This is a genomic window from Thermophagus xiamenensis, from assembly GCF_900112795.1.
In the GTDB taxonomy this organism is placed as follows: Bacteria; Bacteroidota; Bacteroidia; order Bacteroidales; family Marinilabiliaceae; genus Thermophagus; species Thermophagus xiamenensis.
In genome coordinates this window covers 23,786-45,608 of sequence record NZ_FONA01000014.1, presented here as the reverse complement: position 1 = coordinate 45,608, position 21,823 = coordinate 23,786, and the positions used below count along the sequence as shown (strand labels likewise).

The window sequence follows — 21,823 nt, the reverse complement described above, 5'->3', positions numbered from 1 at the left end:
ATACTAAAACATATGACTTAACTCACTTTAGTTCCATTCGACCAATGAATTAGATAAATCATATTCTAATGGCGAAAAAAACACTTTCTTTAATTTTCTATTTGTGCTTTGTATCCCTTGTACGCCCTAATCCGGTTGAATATGGTATTTCTGACATTCAATATTACAGCCGACAAGAATATAGAGGCGACAGACAAAACTGGAATATATCTCAGGCGGACAACGGTTTGTTATATTTCGCCAATAACGGTGGCCTTTTGGAATTTGATGGCACCCATTGGCGAATGCTTCCTTCTCATCCCAATCTTATGAATAATCTTACCCGATCAGTTTTTGTAGACAAGGGTCGGATTTATATAGGGGCTGCCGATGAATTTGGCTTCTATTCTAAAGACTCAACGGGTAATTTTCAATACCAATCCTTAAGCGATAAGTATAATATTCCTGATTTGGGGGATTATTGGAACATTATAAAAAAAGATAATCAAATAATTTTTCAATCCCATAATGGTCTTTGTATTTATACACCCAATACGTCTGTAGATTTTATCCCTTCCAATTCGCGAATATCAGAGATATTTCTGGTTAATGGAATGTTGTTGGCACATGACGACATGGATGGATTGATGGAGCTTCGTAACGACAAGCTTTTTAAAATATCGGGGGGTAAAATATTTTCGGGAAAGACCATTAGCGCTATACTTCCTGTTTCTGACAATGAAATAGTAATTGGCACCATGGACGATGGTCTTTACCGATGGAATATGACGGAAATAAAAGCATGGGACGTTCCGGCCAATAACTATTTGAAAAAATCCAATATTTTTTGCGGAACCGGAGCCGGTGGAGATCTTGTTTTTGGCACAATTCAATCGGGAGTGGTCATTGTTGATACTACAGGAATCATAAAAATGATTGCCGGAAAAGATAAAGGGTTAAACAACAATACCGTACTTGATCTCTTTGTTGATCAGCAAAAAAATATTTGGGCTGCTCTGGATAATGGCATCGCAAGAATTAGCTACAATTCCGCAGTAAGCTTTATCCAGGGATATTTTGATATTGGTACGGGCTATTGCATGATTAAAAAAGACGACCACTTTTACTTGGGGACCAATCAAGCCCTTTACACCATAACACAAGATAAATTTCGAAGCCCCATCAAAGACAGGACCGATTTTCATTTAGTGAAAAATTCCAATGGTCAGGTTTGGTCGCTGTTCGTGGATGAAAATACCGGTGAACTGCTTATGGGACATAACCTGGGGATTTTCCGCATTGAAGGAGAATATGCCGAGCCTATTTCACCACCCGGTCTCAACGGTGGATGGACATTCAGATACGTTCCCGGCAACAAAAATCTTATGGTGGCAGGGACCTATACCGGACTGGTTCTTCTGAAACGTGACAAGAAAGGCTTCTGGAAATACTTTAAAGCGGTTGAAGGTTTTTATGAATCATCACGATTTATTGAATGGGAATCGGATACAACCTTATGGGTTGCTCATGGATTGAAAGGCCTTTACAGAGTTACATTTTCTGATGATTATTCCCGCATTATCCAGGTTGAAACAAATAACCATTTCCGGGGCATTGAAGATTATTTGGCATTTTCTTTAACCAGAATTAATGACACCATTATTTTTACGTCATCCAAAGGGATTTACACATTAGCAGAACGAAATAAATTTAAAAGACATCAATTGGAATCTTATTTCCTGCCCAATGGACCTTTCCCTGTTCAGTTGTACCAAGACCGTTATAACAACATCTGGTTTTTTGTCGACAACGGCGTTGGGGTTCTTCGCCTTCAGGAAGACGGTACCTACAAAAAAATAATTAATCCGCTCGTACCGCTTAAAAATAAACTGGTAAGTGGATTTGAGTCGTTATATGTGCTTGATAAAGAAACCACCTTTTTTGGGATCGAAGATGGCTTTGGTCAATACTCAGCCACCAATGATATCAATTACCATCAACCATTTCATGTACACATTAGAACCTTCAAAAGTCAGCGAAAGCCCAACCAAACTTATTCTTCAGATGGTAATGCAAAAGATCAATCCTATATACCAATTTTTCAGTTTAAGGATAATGCATTTGATATTACCTATTCAGCCACATGGTATGGTGAAGGTGAAGTGGAATTTTCGACACTTTTAGAAGGGTTTGACAACGAATGGTCGCCATGGTCTGCCGCTCAAAACAGGCAATACACACGGCTTTTTGAAGGTGAATACACTTTTAAGGTAAAAGCGAGAAATATACATGGTGTTCAAGCACTACCTGTCTCTTTCAAATTCATAGTTTTACCGCCATGGTACAGAACCATCTGGGCTAAGACCGCTTACTTCATTATTCTTGTAATTCTGCTGTTACTAATATTATGGATCACCAATCGAATTGCCGAAAAGAGTCGGCAAAGGGAAAAACTTCAACAACAAATGAAGTATCTCAAACGGGAAGAACAACTTAAGCGGCAAGCACTGGAAAAGGAAAAAGAAATGATTCGCTTACGAAATGAGAAGCTCAAAGATGACATGAAACATAAAGAGAGAGAATTGGTTAATACCACTATGCATATTATCCAGAAAAATGATTTTCTTATTAAAATCAAAGAAGAACTCCAAAAAATAAAGAAAATCGATGATAAAAGTTTTATTGAAAACAGGATAACATCCGTAATCCGACAGATCGACAGAGATATAGACAATGAAGAACACTGGGAACAATTTGAGAAACATTTAGAACTGGTACATGAAGACTTTCTGAAGCGTTTGATTACGAAACATCCAAACCTCACCGCCCGTGAGCTCAAATTGGCTGCTTATTTACGAATGAATATGACTTCTAAAGAGATTGCGTCCTTAATGAACATCACCGCCAGAGCAGTAGAAAACAACCGTTACAAACTAAGGAAAAAGATTGGGCTCTCTCAGGGGAATAACCTGGTCGATTACATAATGAAAATTTAATCTGTCTTTTTAGCGAATGCGAAAAACCGGACCTTCAAACGAATGCCCGGCTTCCAAAAATATATAGGAGGAAAATAAATTAGCTTTAAAAGCTACTAAACTATCATATTGTTAGGTTATTTGATTCTGTATACCGGCCATTAATGTATAAACCTTCTTTCTTCTCCCCTATTTACAACAACATTTCTGTACTTTTATTTCCTAACAATTTATTCCGCTATCAGTTAGTTCGTTGTTTGGCGGCCTTAAGGGTATTAATTAGCAAAGATGCACGGGTCATAGGCCCAACCCCGCCAGGAACCGGTGTAATATAACTGCATTTGGGGGCCACTTCTTCAAAGCGCACATCGCCCATTAATTTAAACCCAGACCTGGTTTTATCGGAAGGAACACGCGTAGTACCAACATCAATTACTACAGCTCCTTCTTTCACCATGTCGGCGGTAACAAAACCCGGGCTACCCAATGCGGCAATTAAGATGTCTGCTTGCCGACAAATATCCGGCAGATTTTGTGTCCGACTATGACATACTGTTACGGTAGCATTTCCGGGCTCACTCTTTTGCGACAACAACACACTAACGGGACGCCCAACAATGTTACTTCGACCTAATACAACGACATGTTTCCCGGAAGTCTCAATGCCATAACGCCTAATAAGTTCTACAATGCCCTGGGGTGTGGCCGACACAAAAGCCGGCATACCCATAGTCATCAGTCCAACATTTTGAGGATGAAAACCGTCTACATCCTTTCGGGGATCTATGGCTAAAGTTATTTTTTCTTCCGAAATATGTTTAGGTAGTGGCAGTTGAACAATAAAACCATCAACCTCACTATCATTATTCAAATCATCAACGCATTTCAGCAGCTCTTCTTCGGTTACATCATCCTCATAGCGTATCAGCGTCGATTTGAAGCCTACTTCCTTGCAATCCTTAATTTTATAGGCCACATAACTTTCACTGCCGCCGTCATGCCCTACCAGAACAGCCACCAAATGGGGTTCCCTAATCCCCTTGGCTTTCATTTTTTTAACTTCTTCTGCAATCTCTGCCTTTATATTGAGTGCTGTAGCTTTTCCGTCGAGTAGTTGCATAATTATTCTATATTTAAAAGTAAAAAGGAGAAGCCGCTCAACTGCGACTTCTCCTTTTTAAAATTTATCTGCGTCCCATCATAAAACTGTTCATCATCTTCGAGAGGTTCTTGCCTTGCGTCATCATCCGCATGGCTTTGCGCGTATCCTCAAACTGCTTAATTAATCGGTTGACTTCCTGAATGGATGTTCCACTCCCAGCTGCAATACGTTTTCTCCGACTGCCATTAATAATTGAGGGATTTTGCCTTTCCTGAGGGGTCATAGATGAGATGATAGCCTCTACGCCCTTGAAAGCATCGTCGTCAATATCAACGTTTTTCAGCATTTTACCCATTCCGGGGATCATAGCCGCCAAATCTTTCAGATTACCCATCTTTTTAATTTGGCGTATTTGTCCTAAAAAGTCATCGAAATTGAACTGATTTTTGGCAATTTTTTTCTGCAGCTTTCTGGCTTCTTCGGCATCATATTGTTCCTGGGCTTTTTCAACCAGCGAAACAATATCCCCCATGCCCAGAATACGGTCGGCCATCCGAGAGGGGTGGAAAACATCCAGGGCATCCATCTTCTCACCCATCCCCACAAATTTGATGGGCTTATCCACCACACTACGAATCGATATGGCAGCACCACCACGGGTATCCCCGTCAAGTTTGGTGAGTACTACCCCGTCAAAATCCAGGCGGTCGTTAAACTCTTTGGCAGTGTTAACGGCATCCTGACCGGTCATGGCATCGACCACAAAAAGGGTTTCGTGAGGTTTCACAGCCTCTTTGATAGCCGAAATCTCATTCATCATCTCCTCATCGATGGCCAGACGACCGGCAGTATCGATGATGACAACATCATGTCCTTTAGCTTTGGCTTCCTTGATACCGGCTTTAGCAATCTTTACCGGATCGGTATTCCCTTCTTCGGTATAAACGGGAACTCCAATTTGTTCACCTAACACCTGAAGCTGGTTGATAGCCGCAGGACGATAAACGTCGCCGGCAACCAAAACAGGATGTTTGCCTCGCTTGCTCTTTATCAGGTTGGCCAGCTTTCCCGAAAATGTGGTTTTACCGGAACCCTGAAGGCCGGCAATCAAAATAACGGCCGGATTTCCTTTTAAATTAATATCGGTGGAAGTACCACCCATAAGTTGGGCTAACTCATCGTGGACAATTTTCACCATCATCTGCTGCGGCTTAACAGCCGTCAGCACATTTTGTCCCAAAGCTTTTTCCTTAACCGTTTCGGTAAAGGTTTTGGCCGTTTTGTAGTTAACATCGGCATCCAGCAAGGCACGACGAATATCTTTAAGGGTTTCGGCCACATTAATTTCCGTGATCCGCCCCTGGCCTTTAAGTATCTTAAATGATCGCTCTAGTCTTTCCGACAGATTCTCAAACATCCTTCTTCAGGTTTAAATTCGGATGCAAAAATAAAAAAATATCTGTGATATAAGAAGCCCAAAGAAATATCGAACCCTACTATTTTCCATAAAACACCCGATACATAATTTCATAATCATTTTTGATATATAATCTTTTCCATAACCAAATTAGTCCGGGCTGCTGTTATGCCGGTGCTTACGCAGTCAGCTTCTCTTCTAATGGCTTCAACAACATTGCGAATAAGGTTGTATTGAATATTTTCCGGATTTATATAGGGAAACTCCTGAAAGTTGTACCCGTTAAACAGCAAAACAGGCTCATGTCCGAACGAAGAGAACTCAATTCGTCCTTCTGTACCAATAATTTCCATCACATCTCGTGTGGAAGAGGAATCGCTGACAAAGCTCCAGGTGCCACTGCCCAAAACGCCGTTTTCAAACTCCATTTGAGCTACCACTGTATCTTCTGCGGGATAATAGCCGCCAAAATTTTTGGCACTTCCCGACACTTTAATAATAGGACCAAAAAGAAAATCCAAAAAATCGAGTTGATGCGATGCCAAATCATAAAAAATACCTCCGCCGGCAATGTCGGGCAGCACACGCCAGGCGGGGTTGTCCTTGTCAATTTCTTCCTTCTTCGGGGGCCTGACAAGCATAACATTGACCACTAACGGTTTCCCTATTGTGCCTTCTTCTATCAGCGATTTAACCTTACAAAAACCGGGCAACGTACGGCGATAATATGCCACAAACAGCGGAACTCCTGTTTTTTGACTCACTTCATTCATCTTAAGACATTGCTGATAGGTTGCGGCCATAGGCTTCTCCACATAGACCGGTTTCCCCGCCTCCATAGCTTTGATGGCATATTCAGCATGCGACGAGGGCGGTGTAGCAATATACACTGCATTAACCTCATCGTCATGAATCAAAGCATCGGCATCCGAGTACCATTTAGGCACTCTGTGTCGCAGCGCATAATCACGCGCTTTATCTTTATTTCGGCGCATAACTGCTACCAGCTGAGAACCCTCCACTTTGTTAAAAGCCGGTCCGCTTTTTAGTTCGGTCACATCTCCGCAACCAATAATGCCCCATTTTATTATCTTTTTCATTAGTATATAATTTATCTAATTCATTGGTCTAATGGAACTCGCATGACAAAGAATTTTATACATTCTCTGTTGTGAAAATCTCTCATTGTCATGCTCGTTTCATTCGTATAAATTTACTTACTTCGTTGATACACTGCTTCTTATAAGTAGTCATTAGTGGTTAGTTGTTAGTCATTAGTGATTAGTGGTTAGTGATTAGTAATAAGTTTATCAACACAATTCACTAATGACTGTTGACTTCTTCTGCCTTCTGCCTGTGCACTTCTGCCTTTGTCTTTTATACATGTCCTTTTGTGGCAACAGCCGCCATGCTCGTTTCATCCGTATAAAATCTACCTGTTTCATTTAACTATTGGTTCTTAAAAATAGTCATTAGTCCATTAACACTAACCACTACTGACTGTTGACTAATCACTAATGACTATTCCTGCCTGCAGTCTCTAAACTTTTTACTTTATAACGCAGGATTCTTTTTTCCAATCATACCGGGAATTTCCGGGTATCAAAATGAATGGAAAGAAAATTTAATATCCATTCTGTGCATTAAAAAAGAAATAATTATCACTTTTGTTCATGCATTGCAATATTAATATTGGAACATGGTATTAAAAAATATAAACAAGGCCAAAATTTCCATTGGGGTCAAACCCTATAGAAAGCAAGAAACCTTTTATGATATTATAGGCGATGTACATGGCTATGCCTATGAGCTTCAATTGCTTTTAAAGCAAATGGATTATGAAAACATAAATGGGGTATGGTTCCACCCCAAACGAAAAGCCATCTTTGTAGGTGATTTCACCTGCCGTGGACCCCAAACCCGTGAAACCATTAATATTGTTAAACAAATGGTAGAATACGGCAGTGGAATGGCCATTCTGGGGAATCATGAAATGAATGTAATCGGACATTTTACCAAAAATTACGATAACACACCCTTTAAGCCGGCAACAGGGTCCAATAAAAAATTGATGGATAAAATTAAGGCCGAATACATGTACGAAAAAGATAAGCTAAAGGCCGATGTCAAATGGCTGCGACGCCTGCCTTTTGCCCTCGATCTGGGACCAGTTCGCATCGTTCATGCCTATTGGAACAATTCGCATATAGAACTCATCAAAAATACGCTTACAAAGGGGAAGCTTACTAAAAAAATTCTCTATAAAGTATTTTCGCCCGAAACAGCAATAAGCAAAGCCATTCGACAAACCACACGGGGGATTGAAATCAACATGCCACATGATTTAATCATCAAAGATCAAAAGAATATCCGCCGCACCGGTTTCCGTGTAAGATGGTGGGAAGAGCCATACGGAAAAACTTTCCGTCAATTGGGATACGGTAATAAATTTATTCTTCCGGACTATACTGTTCCTCCCGAAATCATTGAAAATTTTGAAGTATATCCATCCGATGCTCCGCCCGTTTTTGTAGGACATTATTGTGTTCCTTCAACTCAGATGATGGCTGCCAGCAATGTTTGTTGTGTTGATAATTGTTTAGCCAATGAAGGTCAATTGGCTGCCTACCGATGGAACGGAGAAAACCACATTAAAATGACCAATTTTGTGTTTCAAGGAAAAAAAACAGCATTGAAATAAGATTAAATCAGGCCATTAGGTTATTAGGTTATTAGAAAGGACGAGGAATCAACAATTTTAAAAATATTTTGCCTTTACATATGGATTTAGGATTAATGCATATACACAAATATTCAACACTATTCGACCAAGGCCCAACGACCAAAATAAACATTAATGGAATAAAAAGTTTGAGCTGATTGAATTACCTTTTGAATTTATAATGCTTGTTGCAATAGGCATGATGTTACAATTAATAAGATAATACAGTAATTGACTCCGATTGATAAAAAACATTGTAGCCCATCTAAAATTTAGCTTCTTACCTGCACCTTTTTTATTCGCTTTTTTCAAAATGGTATTTCTTTTTTTATTGTGTGGTTCCTCCGTTTTATTAAGCAAATATTAACTAAAAATTTACTTATCCGGTTTTGGTTTATTTATTCCCCATTTGAATTTACTTGTTCCCCATTAAAAATTATACATTCCCCAGTAAAAATTATTAGTTCCCCATTTAAATTTATTTGTCCCCCACCATGAGGAAAGTTATATTTTTTACCGGAAAGTAAGAAAATTAGAAAGGGTATTGAAAACTTATTTAAGAAGATGCGGCTTTAAGCCACAGAAAAAATCAATGCAGCTTCCTGTAATGAGAAATGTACCCTTTTCGCCGACCGGGACAGTCACGGAAAGCAAATCGACCATGTTCCCTAATGGTAATCATGGCCTGTTTAAGGTAGGTATAACTACGGTTTCTTAAATCCATTAACCGGTTCTGCTTAGCTACCTCATCATTATGTTGGGCATACATGTAGGCCAGTTCTTCACTTTTGCGGACGGCTGCATCGAGCAAAGACATATCAAAACTTATTGCTTCCAAAATTTTCGCATTTGCTTTACCAATAACCGATAAATCAATAAGATGCTGAATCATCGCCACATTTTTCCTGCTATTTTTAATGGCACGTGATTTACCTTTCCAGCCGGAATCATTCCGAAAGGCAAAGTCGAAAAATTGAAGCAATCGGGTTCGAAGGGCAAATCCTTCCCGTATTTTTTTTCTCAGCAGACTATTACGTTCCTTTCGGGAATGGTAATATTGTTTCCATACACTTTCGGCATATCGGCAGGCATCAGTCCTCTCAGGCAACGATTCCACCACTGACCAGTCAAGACCGGATGCCACTAACGGTTCCTTATCGTTTTGGCACCACCAATAGAGGTTTTCTGCTTCCTGAAGCTCAACAGCTACCGGAATGTGCGGACGTATCACCTCCTTTTCAGGGATATCTTCCAACAAAGGCAATAATTGCTCAAACTCTTTACGGGACATGGGTTTATGGGATTTATATCAAACCTTAAGTGCGATAATAAGAAACAGACATCAAAAAAAGAAGATTATTCAATACTCTTCCCTATCATCCTCAATCCCATTCAAATAAAATGTTTCTCAATTTTTTCTTACCGTTCATCGAGCACCACCCGGAAATCATCATTCCAGATAAGTCTTCCTTTTTTTTCGGTGCCATCCTCAGCTTTAAATCCTTTCAGCACATTGGTTTTACCTTTAAGAATCAATGTTTCGGCCTGCTTTTCGGTAAGTTTTTTGCCCATAAATACAAAAGGAATAATAACCCGACAACCTTCCCGATAACGGATACAGCCCCAAGCATTTTTACCTTTTACAATACGCCCCTGTTTGCATGCCGGACAAATCCACTCGGGTGTCTCGTATTTTTCGAGCCGGAGCTGATAGTTGTCATCGAGCCAGAGCTTACCATCCACCTTTTCCCCATTTAATTCGAACCCTTTAATAAGACCTGTTTTACCATTTCTCAGAAGTGTCTCAATCTGCTTGTCTGTCAACTTCTTATTTAAATACTCAAAAGGGATTAATGTTTTACACCCCTCTTTATAGCGTGAGCAGCCCCAATATTGTTTGCCTTTGAGCATGACGCCCCGGCCACAACGCGGACAAGCTATTTTCTCCGGATTGTCGTCTTTAGATTGGTTATGTTGCTTATTTCGGGCTTTGGCTTCTTTTAAAAGCTCTTCAGTAACCTCAATTTTGTGTTGAGAATAATCGTTTTTAACCACGGTAACCACCTCGTTAACCATAACCTTCATTTCCTCCATGAAGGCTTTCACATCGTATTTGCCGTTTTCAATGTCACGTAATTTTTTCTCCCACATACCGGTCAATTCCACCGACTTAAGCAGGTCATTTCGGATGGTATCTATCAGTTGAATGCCCGTGATGGTGGGTACCAGGCTTTTTCTGTTTTTGGTAATGTACCGACGTTTAAAAAGCGTTTCGATGATGGCAGCGCGTGTTGATGGCCTTCCTATGCCGTTTTCTTTCATAAGGTCTCGTAGTTCCTCGTCATCCACCTGTTTTCCTGCGGTTTCCATAGCCCTCAACAAAGTGGCTTCGGTATAGGGCTTGGGCGGCTGTGTCTCTTTTTCCTGCAGGTCGGGCTCATGTGGACCGCTTTCTCCCTTTTCAAATTCAGGCAACACATTGTCATCATCTCCGGGATTTGTGTCAGAGCCGGTTTGAAATACTTTTCGCCAGCCGGGATCAAGAATTTGTTTTCCGGAAGTTTTAAATTTCACTGTTTCCACGATTCCTTCGACGGTGGTAGTTGAAATGATGCTGTCGGGCCAGAAAGCCGCAATAAAGCGCCGGGCCACCCGATCGAAGACCAATTTTTCGTTACGACTAAGTCCTGCCGGTATTTGTCCTGTAGGAATGATGGCATGGTGGTCGGTAACCTTTTTATCGTCAAAAACCTTTTTGGATTTTTTGATTTTTTTCCCGAGTAAGGGTTGCACCAGCTGTTCGTAAGGTTTTAGTCCCTTGAGAATACCCGGAATTTTAGGGTAAATGTCATTGCTCAGAAAAGTGGTGTCGACACGCGGATAGGTTGTAACCTTTTTTTCGTAAAGCGATTGAATGATTTTAAGCGTCTCGTCGGCCGAAAATCCGAAACGTCGGTTGCATTCCACCTGAAGAGCCGTCAAGTCAAAGAGTCGTGGCGGGGCTTCTTTTCCTTTTTTCCGTTTAAAGCTGGTAATTTCAAAAGGTTTATTTTTGATAATTTCCAGAGCCTGTTGAGCTTCTTCCTTTTTAAAGAATCTCCCTTCTGCAGCCGAAAAAGTTACATTTTTATAAATGGTTTTTAATTCCCAATAAGGTTGTGGCACAAAGTTATCAATCTCTTTCTGTCGCTGAACTATCAATGCCAAAGTTGGTGTTTGAACCCTCCCGATGGATAAGACCTGTCCTTGTTGACCATATTTAAGCGTATAAAGCCGGGTAGCATTAATACCCAGCAGCCAGTCGCCAATGGCACGCATACTGCCCGCAGCATACAAACGATCAAAGTCTGAAGCATCGTAAAGCTTATCAAACCCTTCTTTTAAGGCCTCTTCGGTAAGCGAAGATACCCACAGCCGTTTTACGGGACATTTACACCCGGCCTTTTGCAAAACCCATCGTTGAATCAGCTCTCCCTCCTGGCCTGCATCACCGCAGTTAATCACTTCCTCGGCCTCTTCCACGAGGCGGGCTATGATTTTAAACTGCTTCATCACTCCCTGATTGCTCAGCAGTTTAATGCCAAACTTTTCGGGAATGATAGGCAATGTGTTGAGACGCCATCGTTTCCAGTCGGGGGTATAGTCATGAGGTTCTTTAAGTGTGCATAGATGTCCGAAAGTCCAGGTAACACAGTAGTTGTTTCCTTCAAAATAACCGTCGCGCTGGTGTCTTGCACCCAATACGCGTGCAATTTCTCTGGCTACCGAGGGTTTTTCGGCTATACATACCTTCATAAAACGGATGAGATTGTTCAGATGTAGTGCGAAGATAATAAAAATAGTTTGGGATTTCCGGGATATTGTTCGGAATGCACTATGCATGGCAGCGTTAATGCGCCACTAAAACAATGAAAGTTGCGTGTCAGGATCGGCCTTTATCTTAGATTTACGAGAAGGAAATACCCGCTCAATCAGCTGCGAGGGAATTTCTGAAATAAATGATGATGGTTTTTGGTCGCATTCCTTGCCGAAAATTTTTCGCCTTGATGCCCATGTTACATATAATTTATCGCGGGCACGAGTCATGGCAACATAAAACAGACGTCGCTCCTCTTCCCTTTTGCTGTCGGAATGGTTGGCTGGTGTAATACCCTCTTCCGCACCACACAGGAAAACCACGGGGAACTCCAATCCTTTGGCAGCATGAAAAGTTAATAACCGGATACCATTATTGCCGTTTAGGACAGGGTCGGTAAAAGGATCCAGAAGTGCATCCTCCAAAAACCCGGCGATATCAGCTCCGGCATCAGAAGCTTGTGAAAGAATGGTATCCATTTTTAGTTGTTGCTCAGGATTGTCAATATCAGCTGAGAGATAAAGTTCAAAGACCTTTTCTGCCAATCCCTTAACACCTGATTGCTTCAAAATATCAGGTATTTCCTTATACAAGCCGAGCCATTCTTTCCATCTTTCCAAAAACTTACCATTAAAATAAGAACAGGCAGCCTGGCGCCAATCTTCGTTTTTGTCGAATAGACGGACCATAAACGCCCGCACATTTTCCGAATTAGAGTTTGACAATACATGTAAAATATCTTCCAACGCTATCCGGTTATCGGGATTCAGAAAAAGACGGATTGTATTGGTAAGAATCGAGAAAGGCGGTTCCGACAACCATCTGTTTCCATCGGCCATCACCACCGGAATATTGGCCTTTTTCAGCTTCTCATGCAACTGTCGTCCCACCTGATGGGTGCGGTAGAGGACTGCAATATCTGAAAAGGCATAATTTCCGTCAAAAGCTTCTGCGCTTGAAAGCAGATTGAACCCACCCACTAATTTTTCGATCTCATGAAGGATAAAATCAGCCTCATGCGCGCATGTTGCGCCATTGAAAACAGAAATCTTTTGTACTCCCTCTCTTTGCGGATGTAAAGAAACACCACTTCGAAGGGTATTGTGTCGAATCAGTGCCGAGGCAGCGTTAACTACAGCAGGTATGCTTCTGTAATTTCGGGCAAGACTAATGGTCTCAGGCTTAAATTCATTTTGGAACCGGAAGAAAAGCCTCACATCCGACCCCCTGAAGCCATAAATAGATTGATCGGGATCACCAATGGCCAGAATATTACAATCCTTCCCTAAAAGACGAATAAACTCATATTGGATGGCATTGATATCCTGAAATTCGTCGATGGCAATGGCTCTAACTCTTTTTCGATGATATTGTAAAGCTTCCGGGTTTTCTTTCCAAAATAAAACCAGTTGACCAATAATATCGGAAATATCCACTGCACCTTGTTGCAACAGATATTCACGATAACCTGAGACATATTCCGGGAAAGACGCCTCTTGCTCCACCTGCCGCCCCTCAAAGAATGCCGCCATTCGTTGAGAAAGACCGCGACATTGCTTGTTGCCCAGCTCAGGAAAAAGAAGACGTAAGATTGAGAGCCGATTGTTTTCATCGAAAATCACCTTCAAATTTGGGGAATGATCTCTTAACATCTTCCAGGCAATAGAATGGAAAGTGCCGGCAGTGACCTTCTCCGTATCATTACCTACAATGTTATCCAAACGTTCTTCTATTTCATCGGCAGCCTTATTGGTAAATGTGATGGCAATTATTTCATTTGGCTTAACACCCCCATTGGCTATTTGGTTTTGTATCCAATGGATCATAGTCCTTGTTTTTCCGGTTCCGGGTCCTGCTTTGACCAACACCGCACCGGTAAGAATATCTCTAACTTTTTTTTGCTCCTCATTCAACCCTTTATATTCAGTTTTCGGGTCAGAATCAGCAACAGCACTTAATTCCTGTAAAGAAGTGACCATCCCGTTATCGCCACTCTTAATTTTTTCTTTTGGGGGAACATCGGCGATCCCGAAGAACGATAGTTAGTTTGAGATGGGTTCAGAGAAACGCCGCACTTTCGGTGTCCATCCAGATGGTATTTTCCTTCCTGAGGAAAAAATTCATAAGTACCCAAAAATCCGTCACGGCTTTTTAGGGCGTGAAACATGGCGTCGTAACTCATTTCGGTATCGAACAATGTAGCCTCTCTGCCCAACTTTTGTGCTGAATGAGCATCGGAATTGGATATGAGGGCAAAACGGTCCAGGGCACTCCAATGCCAGTTCATGGCAGGATCGGACGACAAACCCGTTTCCAATGCAAAAATCAGATGAGACAAATCTCTGAAACACTCATCTACACTGTCATAACCACCCTTCGAGCCCAAAGTACTAAACCAAGGCGTCCATACATGAGCAGGAATTAAATAAGAACGCTCAGAACATTCGGTAATGATTTCCAGCAGGTCGCGAGATGGCAGGCCCAGGATTGGTCGTCCGTCGGCGGTCAAATTACCGATTTGAGATAGGCGGGCATTAATTTCGGAAACGGTCTCCAAATCGGGTGCAAAAATCAAGTTATGATTTTTCCGCACCTTATCACCATATTTATAGATGGAACTGATTTCGGAAGACAAACAAAAGCGTACTGTAGTGTCACTCACCTTTGCACCCGGCAACCCCGGTTCACGAGGCGGATTTTTCATCTTAAAGAAACCGGAACCATCGGGCTCCAGTTTTTCCTGAATCTCCTTAAACCATTGGGGATGTGTAAAATCTCCCGTTCCAACAACATTGATTCCTTTAATCCGTGCCCACTGATATAACGCCTCCAAATTCAGATTTTTACTGGTAGCTCGTGAAAAGCGGGAATGTACATGAAGGTCTGCAATAAAGAACATTTGGCAAGTGAAAATTAAAAATGAACCATAAAATTAATAATCATTTTCACACCGAAAGAATAAAAAAGGACAAATTATAAGCATCAGTAATAAAGATAAGCCATTAAAGCTGAAGACAAAAACAAAAAAAAGAATAAGGCTGATAACTTTAAAATTATCAGCCTCATTCGAAAAATGTTTTCGCCCAAAGAAATTCCGGAAATCGTAAAAAAAGCTAATCAACACAGGAAAAGACCTCGTTATACGCTGTTCAATTAATGAAAAGCCATTTCTATTCAAAACAGAGTTTCTTTGTTGCGAAAACTACCCTAACCCCAAATTTATTCTATTTTTCATGCTTACCTTATTATTTGTGATACAAATATTGATGCGTAAACCTCCGGAAAAAAATGGAATCGACCAGCCGTGGACTATTGTCGACAAAACAGAAGAAATTCCAGACCATTTTTTGGGGGACCCAATCCTACAAAAAAGAAAGCCAGGAAGAATCAGCCAAACCATTGGCGTTCTTCCCGGCCTGTGAAGATATTCTTTCGGATTTTTATGTTAATCAATCAATCCACGATGTTTAAGCATGGGGGTAATATCAGGTTCTTTGCCACGGAAATCAACAAACATTTTATGTAAATCCTCTGAATTTCCACGTGAAAGAATCATTTCACGGAATCGTTGGCCATTTTCACGAGTAAGGCCACCATTTTCCATGAACCATGCGAAAGCATCGTTATCGAGCATTTCGGCCCACAGATAGGCGTAGTATCCGGCGGCATAGCCATGTCCCCAGATATGCAAGAAATAGGGTGAAGAATATCTTGGTGGAATCTGCGGAATAAGTAGATTAATATTTTCCAGAGCCTGTTTTTCGAAGGCCTCCACATCGTCAATTGATGTATCAGTAGTTATGGTATGCCATTGCATATCGAGCCCTGCCGCAGCCAACACTTCTGCCAATGCAAAACCCTGGTTAAATTTAGAGGCTTTCACCACTTTATCTACCAACTCTTTGGGCATGGGCTCACCGGTCTTGTAATGTTTGGCATAGTTGTTAAATACTTCGGGATACAAAGCCCAATGCTCATTGATTTGAGAAGGTAATTCCACAAAATCGCGTGATACATTGGTTCCGGCCAAACTGGGATATTTTTGGTCAGAGAGCAGGCCGTGCAAAGCATGTCCGAATTCATGGAACATGGTAGTAACATTATCGTAAGTGAGCAGAGCAGGCTCACCTTCGGCCGGTTTAGGGAAATTACATACATTATAAATTACAGGCTTTTGATTCAGCAGTCGTGACTGACCAATTATTTCACTCATCCATGCACCACCGGCTTTATTATCACGTTTAAAATAGTCAACATAAAAAAGTCCGACAGCACTGCCATCTTCATTAAAAATTTCAAAAACCCTCATATCATCACTATACACGGGAATGTCATGCCGTTCTTTAAAGGTAATGCCATAAAGTTTGGTGGCAGCGAAGAAGACACCGTCTTCGAGTACGCGGTTAAGCTCAAAGTAGGGCTTTATTTCATTTTCGTCCAAATCATATTTGGCTTTTTGCAATTTGGCAGCGTAATAACTCCAGTCCCAGGGTTCAAGTTTGAAGTTACCGCCTTCCCTGTCAATCAACTTTTGTAGTTCCTGAGCTTCTTTTTTGGCTTTGGCAACCGTAGCGGGGACCAACTCGGCCATAAATTTATTGGCGGCTTCAGGCGTTTGTGCCATTTGGTCTTTCAGGTTCCACTCGGCATAATTTTTAAAACCGAGCAATTGCGCCTGCTCAGCTCTAATGCTGGCAATACGTTTAATTATTTCCCGGGTATCGTTTTCATCGCCCTGACTGGCACGAGAAACCGATTTAAGAAACAACTCGCGACGGGTTTCACGGTCATCGAGCGAAGAGAACAAGGGTTGTTGTGTGGTGTTGAGCAAAGGCAACACATAAACGGTTTTACCATCCCGTTCTTGTTTTAAGGCTTCCAATTCAGCATCGGACAGGCCCTTTAATTTGCTTTTATCTTCAACCACCAAAGCACCTTTTTTCGCCGCAGCCAATAATCGATTAGCAAATTGAGTTCTCAACAAAGCTTCCTCTTCGTTGAGTTTTTTCATTTTTTCTTTATCCTCAGGCGACAAATTGGCTCCTGCTAATACAAATCTTTCATAGTAATACTCCACCAATCTACGCGACTCAGCATCCAAATTCAACTGGTCTAACTGATTGTAGATGCTTTTTACACGTTGGAACATTTTCTCATTAAGAAAAATGGCATCGCTAAGACTTGCCATCCTGGGGGCAATTTCTTCTTCCACCGCCTGTAATTCGGGATTGGTATTAGCACCGGTAAGCATATTAAAGATACCGTAAACCCTGTTGAGGGTATGTCCGCTTTTTTCCAGAGCAACCAAAGTATTTTCGAAAGTAGGTGGTTCCGGATTGTTGGCGATAGCCTCTATTTCTGCCAGTTTTTCTTTAATTCCGGCTTCCAGGGCCGGCTTAAAATGGCTATTCTCAATGGCCGCAAAATCGGGCGCATGATAAGGTAATGTACTCTCTTTCATTAACGGGTTGTTTTTTAATGCCTCATCGTCCTGATGTGCACTCTTTCCGTTACCACAGGCCGACATGATGATGGCCAGGGCAACTGTACTAATTAAATTAATTTTTCGCATCGTAATTAAATTGAATTTAGGAACAATTTATTTAGGTGTTTGTTGTGCCATTCAATAAAATTCTTTTGGGCTACAAAATATCTTTTATACAAAAACAACTTAATCAAATAGTTTAAAGATTCTAAGAAATCACTACGCACTCAACTGATACCTCAAAAAGAGAAAATCATCCTTCCTTAAATCAGGAAATTGATAAATGGGAAAATGCCACTTCCTGTTTCTGCCTGTGCACTTCAGCCTTTGTCTTTTATACATGTCCTTTTGTGGCAAAAGCCGCCATGCTCGTTTCATCAGTATAAAATTCATCTAATTCATTGGTCTGATGGAACTCGCATGACAAAAAGTTTTATACATTCTCTTTTGTGACAAATGCTGTCATGCTCGTTTCATTCTCTTATTATGATTAACTTTCCGGGTATAAGGGTTGTTTAAATGCTTTACCAAAATAAGCATGCGGAAAAGTCAGCAACCATAATTACGTATAAGACATTAAAAAAGTATATTCTATAAATCACACTAATAAATGACACAAGTCCGGTAACAGGAATAAAATAAGAACACGCTTAAGCCTAAACCTTGTAAATTAATATACCAAATAAAAGCGAAAAGAGGGTGCCTGAAAAATCTGTATTTTCACTGTTTGTGGTGTGGTACTTAAAAAGCTCAACACAAATATTTAATAAACAGATAGAAAAACAAAAGTTTTCAGACACCCTCCTTTGTAGTTCTAACCGTTCTCTTTTTCGTTTTTAGCGTTGGCCTTTTTCTTATTCCGAGGCCTTGAGTTTCCATAAGTTTTGGCAAATAATTTACCGCGTCTGGTCTTTCTGTCACCTTTTCCCATAATACATTAAAGTTTAAATTAAAAATTTAAAATCTAACGACTTTGAAAAATAGTTGATACAAAAAAACTCAACACCTGCAAATATAATGAAAAGGGTCGGAAAGGCTTACCTCTACGGCCCTTAATGTTCTACTTCAAAATATAATTTGTAATAATTTAAACCTTTTTCGGGATCGAATCCCCGTTCGATGTGGTCGCGCCGACCATGAACATATACATGAAAGTTTTTGTCGAGCTTAAGAACAGATTTAAAGTACTTTTTCTCGGTTTTAACAGCACTTTTTGAAATATCAAAACTATCGTTTAATGGCAGTTCCTTTTCTTCTTCAAACGTTTGGCGAAAATCGTTAAACGCCTCAATCACTTCGGGATGCCGTATCACTTGTTGTTCAAAATCATCTTTTTTAAAGCTGTCGTTCTTATTGAAAAAATCGATGGAACGGTTTAACAGGTCTATTTGGTCGGGCTTTGGAACTTCATGTTCGTCGTTGAAAACATCGGTGACGAAGTCACGGCAAAGATTCAGATAGTTTTTTGTGAAATAATAGTTATCCTCTCTGGGCATAAGACCCAAAAAATCATCTTTCCAGAAGCGAGCCTCCTGCCCTTTGTTAATATTGTCGACCATAGTGACTTTATATCCTGCTTCCTTTTCGGTATTAAAGACAATACATCCTTTATCCAGCTTGCGGATATTAATTCCTTCCTGAGCCCCCAATTCAAAAGTATTGTCTTTAAGATATACTTTCAGATAGGTCTCCTTGTTTTCACTTTTAAAAATACCGATGGCATCGGTTACTTCACCATCGACGACACAATTGCTGAAATAGACCATATAAAATTCACCGCCTCTGATTTTGGGATGATTGGATTGTTCATAGAGGTGTTCGGCCACTTTTACAGAGGTATCATAAAGCTTATCAGGGCTGTCGAAAACACCGGATAACCATTGAAACATCCGGTTATTTTCCGGCTCTTCGTTTTCATCGGTAAAATTGAAAAAAGCTTCGGTTTTAAAAGGCCGAAAAAAATAGGACAATAAAATATCACCAACTGTTTCATCATCAAAAAGCCGCACCGGACTTTTGGAAAATTTAATAGGTTCTCCCTCGGTACGACATCCTATGTGATGAATTACCATATTTTCAATTCTGACCTGCGAATAATCAATCATATATAATGTTTTTTACCCGCAAATTTAGAAAAATCAATCCGTAAATAAATTAAAACAACAATTGAGCCTTTATTTATATCTCAACATTCTTCCTGAAACTTATTAAAAGTCCCTTACATTTCATTGAAATCCGAAAATGTAAGGGACTTACTATGGGAATAAAATCACCTTATCATAAACACACTAAACAACCAACTTTTATTTAAAAAAAATTTAATTCGGAATGTTTCTCGGAATGCTGCATTAGCATAAAAGGCCTGTACTTGAGTTATTTCTTTTTCGAGATGGTTAAAACTCATTAAACCAATATCTGATAATTTCCTCGGCCGGTTTACCTCTTACCGAAGCAGACTTTTCAAAGGCGGTATTCATATCTCTCGGTTCATACTTGGTGAAGCGGTCGTAGTACATATATCCATGCGATATTACCCCTTGAATATTCACACTGCTTTCGTTCACAGCCTGAAGTATGCCATGATAAAGGTCGGCCTGCTCGTAAAAATCAACATTCCAGTTATTGGCAGCAACGGAAACATCCAGTACCGGTTCGAGATGCCCGTAGGTATTGGCAGCCCCATCGACCGAAGGTGCCCACACCCATACAATCAAAGGCTTACTAAATCCTGAGAAATGGTTTAAAATGCCGTTCATGGCATCCTTAATTTGAGATACAGAGGGATTGGTAATCTCGGTAACACTGGACACCACAATGCCAAAGGCATCAAACAGCGCCACAAAGCTGTCGGTATAGCTATCATCTTCAAAATATTGCCACTCGGAACTTCCCTCGTAATTTATTGCGGTAAAGGGTCTGGCCACTCCGAAATAAGCAATTTTCCCGCTATAGACACTTCGCACCTCATTCATGAGTTCATTCCAATGGCTTTCGTAAAGTGTCTCTGAGCTAAAGGCATCCGGGGCAGTAGCATATGAGAGGCCGTGTCCCAGAGAGATCCATTCCACCCCTTTGGATTCAGCGGTTTGGGCATATTCTTTCAATATTCTGGAATATTCCGAGAACCAGTCTTCCCAAAAATCGTCACTTAACTGTTGGCCACTAAAAACAATTTCGTTAAATGATTTTCCGTCCAGCTGCTCTTCTTCCTGAGGCCATACGCCAAACCAATACATCATATTCAGGTTTCTTTCAGAAGCTTCATCCGAAAGGGTTTGATACTGGCTTTGACTCAACATATCCCAGTCATATTGGGTATTGGCAGATGTACTCATGGCTACGGAATCTTCTCCCACCACAGTAACAAAGACCGGGTCGAATACCGTCACGGTATTGGCGTTCATATCCTCAAGACGGTCGAAAGTTTGCTCAAAAGCTTCCGGATAGAGGTCCTGCCCCATCCAGGGACCGGCGTCGAAGAGAGATACACCCTTAATAAAATCAGAACCCTTAGCATTGATTCCCGACACTTTGGGATAAGCCATCAACGAAATATCATAAGTCTCATCGCCTTCAAATTCCCGGGAATATTGTACGGGGATATAATCATCGTTAACGTCGGAAGACAAAGTCCCCAATCCTGCTTCATTGGTTTCGAAAGAGAATTTTCCCTCGGCATCGGTGGTTGTGGATAAATCGCCAAAAAGAATCTCAATATTTTCCAGAAAAGTATTGGTTTCAGCCGATTTCAAAATTCCATTAATAACATAAGCAGGCTCTGTAATCGAAATAGTAATGGAAACTGATGCAGATTTTCCTTGGTTATCCTCTACTGTTGCTTTAATAATGTTTTCACCAATATTCAAATCATCATTTGAATCCCATTCAACCGTATATGGTTCCGACTCCCAATAGTGCACACTATTACCGTTAAAAAAAAGATCAACCTGTAAAATTTCCCCATCTGAATCCGATGCTTCAATTTTAAAAGAAATTATATCTCCTTTTTGGAATTGGGCCCCATCGTCAGGTGATACAATAGTTATTTTAGGCGCCTGAGGTTCAGGTTCATTTTCCTCGCCATTGTCTGAACAACACCACAATAGCAAAAGAAAAAACAAGCTGAAAAGTGGAAGTGAAGTTTTCATGTCTACATTATTTTCTAAGTTAATGGATTAAATGGAATTTAAATATTAGATAGGGATTCGTTTTAATCATTAGCGTGGAAAAAGTCTTTAAACCTGATATCCGCTTCAACGTCCTAGAGGTCTGACAACCTAATTCATA

At 40.6% G+C, this 21,823-nt stretch carries 14 protein-coding genes; 3 read left to right on the top strand and 11 right to left on the bottom strand.

The features are described 5' to 3' along the window. Positions 1 to 68: 68 nt before the first annotated feature. Complete coding sequence (locus BM130_RS09635) at positions 69 to 2,975, top strand: triple tyrosine motif-containing protein (protein ID WP_010527816.1); 2,907 nt, start codon at positions 69 to 71, stop codon at positions 2,973 to 2,975. 220 nt (positions 2,976 to 3,195) lie between these two features. Here the strand turns inward: BM130_RS09635 and BM130_RS09630 are convergent, their stop codons facing one another. From BM130_RS09630 to BM130_RS09620, 3 genes are all read right to left on the bottom strand, one after another. Next, positions 3,196 to 4,074 (bottom strand): bifunctional 5,10-methylenetetrahydrofolate dehydrogenase/5,10-methenyltetrahydrofolate cyclohydrolase, encoded by an 879-nt coding sequence (locus tag BM130_RS09630; RefSeq protein ID WP_010527815.1) that lies wholly within the window; start codon positions 4,072 to 4,074, stop codon positions 3,196 to 3,198. A gap of 64 nt (positions 4,075 to 4,138) precedes the next feature. Continuing rightward, positions 4,139 to 5,473, bottom strand: a complete 1,335-nt coding sequence (gene ffh / locus BM130_RS09625) for a signal recognition particle protein (protein ID WP_010527814.1) — start codon at positions 5,471 to 5,473, stop codon at positions 4,139 to 4,141. Between the two features lie 116 nt (positions 5,474 to 5,589). Then, positions 5,590 to 6,573, bottom strand: a complete 984-nt coding sequence (locus tag BM130_RS09620; protein ID WP_010527813.1) for a Gfo/Idh/MocA family protein — start codon at positions 6,571 to 6,573, stop codon at positions 5,590 to 5,592. A 599-nt stretch (positions 6,574 to 7,172) separates the two neighbouring features. Between BM130_RS09620 and BM130_RS09615 the strand changes: the two genes are divergently transcribed. Then, complete coding sequence (locus BM130_RS09615) at positions 7,173 to 8,174, top strand: metallophosphoesterase (protein WP_010527812.1); 1,002 nt, start codon at positions 7,173 to 7,175, stop codon at positions 8,172 to 8,174. A 610-nt stretch (positions 8,175 to 8,784) separates the two neighbouring features. On the opposite strand, the gene BM130_RS09610 is transcribed toward BM130_RS09615, so the two are convergent. The 4 genes from BM130_RS09610 to BM130_RS09595 form a co-directional block, all read right to left on the bottom strand. Beyond that, a complete protein-coding gene (locus BM130_RS09610) occupies positions 8,785 to 9,486 on the bottom strand; it encodes a hypothetical protein (protein WP_010527811.1) in 702 nt (233 codons plus the stop codon). 128 nt (positions 9,487 to 9,614) lie between these two features. Next, positions 9,615 to 11,990 (bottom strand): type IA DNA topoisomerase, encoded by a 2,376-nt coding sequence (locus tag BM130_RS09605; protein ID WP_010527810.1) that lies wholly within the window; start codon positions 11,988 to 11,990, stop codon positions 9,615 to 9,617. Between the two features lie 105 nt (positions 11,991 to 12,095). After that, positions 12,096 to 14,030, bottom strand: coding sequence for an ATP-dependent helicase (locus tag BM130_RS09600; RefSeq protein WP_010527809.1), 1,935 nt, complete (start codon positions 14,028 to 14,030; stop codon positions 12,096 to 12,098). Continuing rightward, positions 14,006 to 14,950, bottom strand: coding sequence for an endonuclease Q family protein (locus BM130_RS09595; protein ID WP_010527808.1), 945 nt, complete (start codon positions 14,948 to 14,950; stop codon positions 14,006 to 14,008). The genes BM130_RS09600 and BM130_RS09595 overlap by 25 nt, the downstream gene beginning before the upstream one ends. 334 nt (positions 14,951 to 15,284) lie before the next feature. Here BM130_RS09595 and BM130_RS09590 point away from each other — a divergent pair, with 334 nt between their 5' ends. Next, the gene (locus BM130_RS09590; protein ID WP_010527807.1) at positions 15,285 to 15,473 is read left to right on the top strand and encodes a hypothetical protein; all 189 of its coding nucleotides are present in this window, start codon (positions 15,285 to 15,287) and stop codon (positions 15,471 to 15,473) included. A gap of 23 nt (positions 15,474 to 15,496) precedes the next feature. On the opposite strand, the gene dcp is transcribed toward BM130_RS09590, so the two are convergent. From dcp to BM130_RS09570, 4 genes are all read right to left on the bottom strand, one after another. Further along, positions 15,497 to 17,623, bottom strand: coding sequence for a peptidyl-dipeptidase Dcp (dcp, locus tag BM130_RS09585; protein ID WP_010527806.1), 2,127 nt, complete (start codon positions 17,621 to 17,623; stop codon positions 15,497 to 15,499). Between the two features lie 727 nt (positions 17,624 to 18,350). Beyond that, the gene (locus BM130_RS15830) at positions 18,351 to 18,467 is read right to left on the bottom strand and encodes a 30S ribosomal protein THX (RefSeq protein ID WP_044138704.1); all 117 of its coding nucleotides are present in this window, start codon (positions 18,465 to 18,467) and stop codon (positions 18,351 to 18,353) included. 121 nt (positions 18,468 to 18,588) lie between these two features. Further along, the gene (locus BM130_RS09575) at positions 18,589 to 19,641 is read right to left on the bottom strand and encodes a nucleoid-associated protein (RefSeq protein WP_010527805.1); all 1,053 of its coding nucleotides are present in this window, start codon (positions 19,639 to 19,641) and stop codon (positions 18,589 to 18,591) included. 288 nt (positions 19,642 to 19,929) lie between these two features. Beyond that, entirely contained in the window at positions 19,930 to 21,684 is a 1,755-nt protein-coding gene (locus tag BM130_RS09570; RefSeq protein WP_010527804.1) for an Ig-like domain-containing protein, read from the bottom strand. Positions 21,685 to 21,823: the final 139 nt, after the last annotated feature.

What these genes read in the sequence shown, in the direction of transcription:
- BM130_RS09630 (WP_010527815.1), bottom strand. Translation starts at nt 4,074, where the DNA reads ATGCAACTACTCGACGGAAAAGCTACAGCACTCAATATAAAGGCAGAG.
- BM130_RS09595 (WP_010527808.1), bottom strand. Translation starts at nt 14,950, where the DNA reads ATGTTCTTTATTGCAGACCTTCATGTACATTCCCGCTTTTCACGAGCT.
- BM130_RS09600 (WP_010527809.1), bottom strand. Translation starts at nt 14,030, where the DNA reads ATGGTCACTTCTTTACAGGAATTAAGTGCTGTTGCTGATTCTGACCCG.
- dcp (WP_010527806.1), bottom strand. Translation starts at nt 17,623, where the DNA reads ATGCGAAAAATTAATTTAATTAGTACAGTTGCCCTGGCCATCATCATG.
- BM130_RS09615 (WP_010527812.1), top strand. Translation starts at nt 7,173, where the DNA reads ATGGTATTAAAAAATATAAACAAGGCCAAAATTTCCATTGGGGTCAAA.
- BM130_RS09620 (WP_010527813.1), bottom strand. Translation starts at nt 6,573, where the DNA reads ATGAAAAAGATAATAAAATGGGGCATTATTGGTTGCGGAGATGTGACC.
- BM130_RS09570 (WP_010527804.1), bottom strand. Translation starts at nt 21,684, where the DNA reads ATGAAAACTTCACTTCCACTTTTCAGCTTGTTTTTTCTTTTGCTATTG.
- BM130_RS09610 (WP_010527811.1), bottom strand. Translation starts at nt 9,486, where the DNA reads ATGTCCCGTAAAGAGTTTGAGCAATTATTGCCTTTGTTGGAAGATATC.
- BM130_RS09635 (WP_010527816.1), top strand. Translation starts at nt 69, where the DNA reads ATGGCGAAAAAAACACTTTCTTTAATTTTCTATTTGTGCTTTGTATCC.
- ffh (WP_010527814.1), bottom strand. Translation starts at nt 5,473, where the DNA reads ATGTTTGAGAATCTGTCGGAAAGACTAGAGCGATCATTTAAGATACTT.
- BM130_RS09590 (WP_010527807.1), top strand. Translation starts at nt 15,285, where the DNA reads ATGCTTACCTTATTATTTGTGATACAAATATTGATGCGTAAACCTCCG.
- BM130_RS09605 (WP_010527810.1), bottom strand. Translation starts at nt 11,990, where the DNA reads ATGAAGGTATGTATAGCCGAAAAACCCTCGGTAGCCAGAGAAATTGCA.
- BM130_RS15830 (WP_044138704.1), bottom strand. Translation starts at nt 18,467, where the DNA reads ATGGGAAAAGGTGACAGAAAGACCAGACGCGGTAAATTATTTGCCAAA.
- BM130_RS09575 (WP_010527805.1), bottom strand. Translation starts at nt 19,641, where the DNA reads ATGATTGATTATTCGCAGGTCAGAATTGAAAATATGGTAATTCATCAC.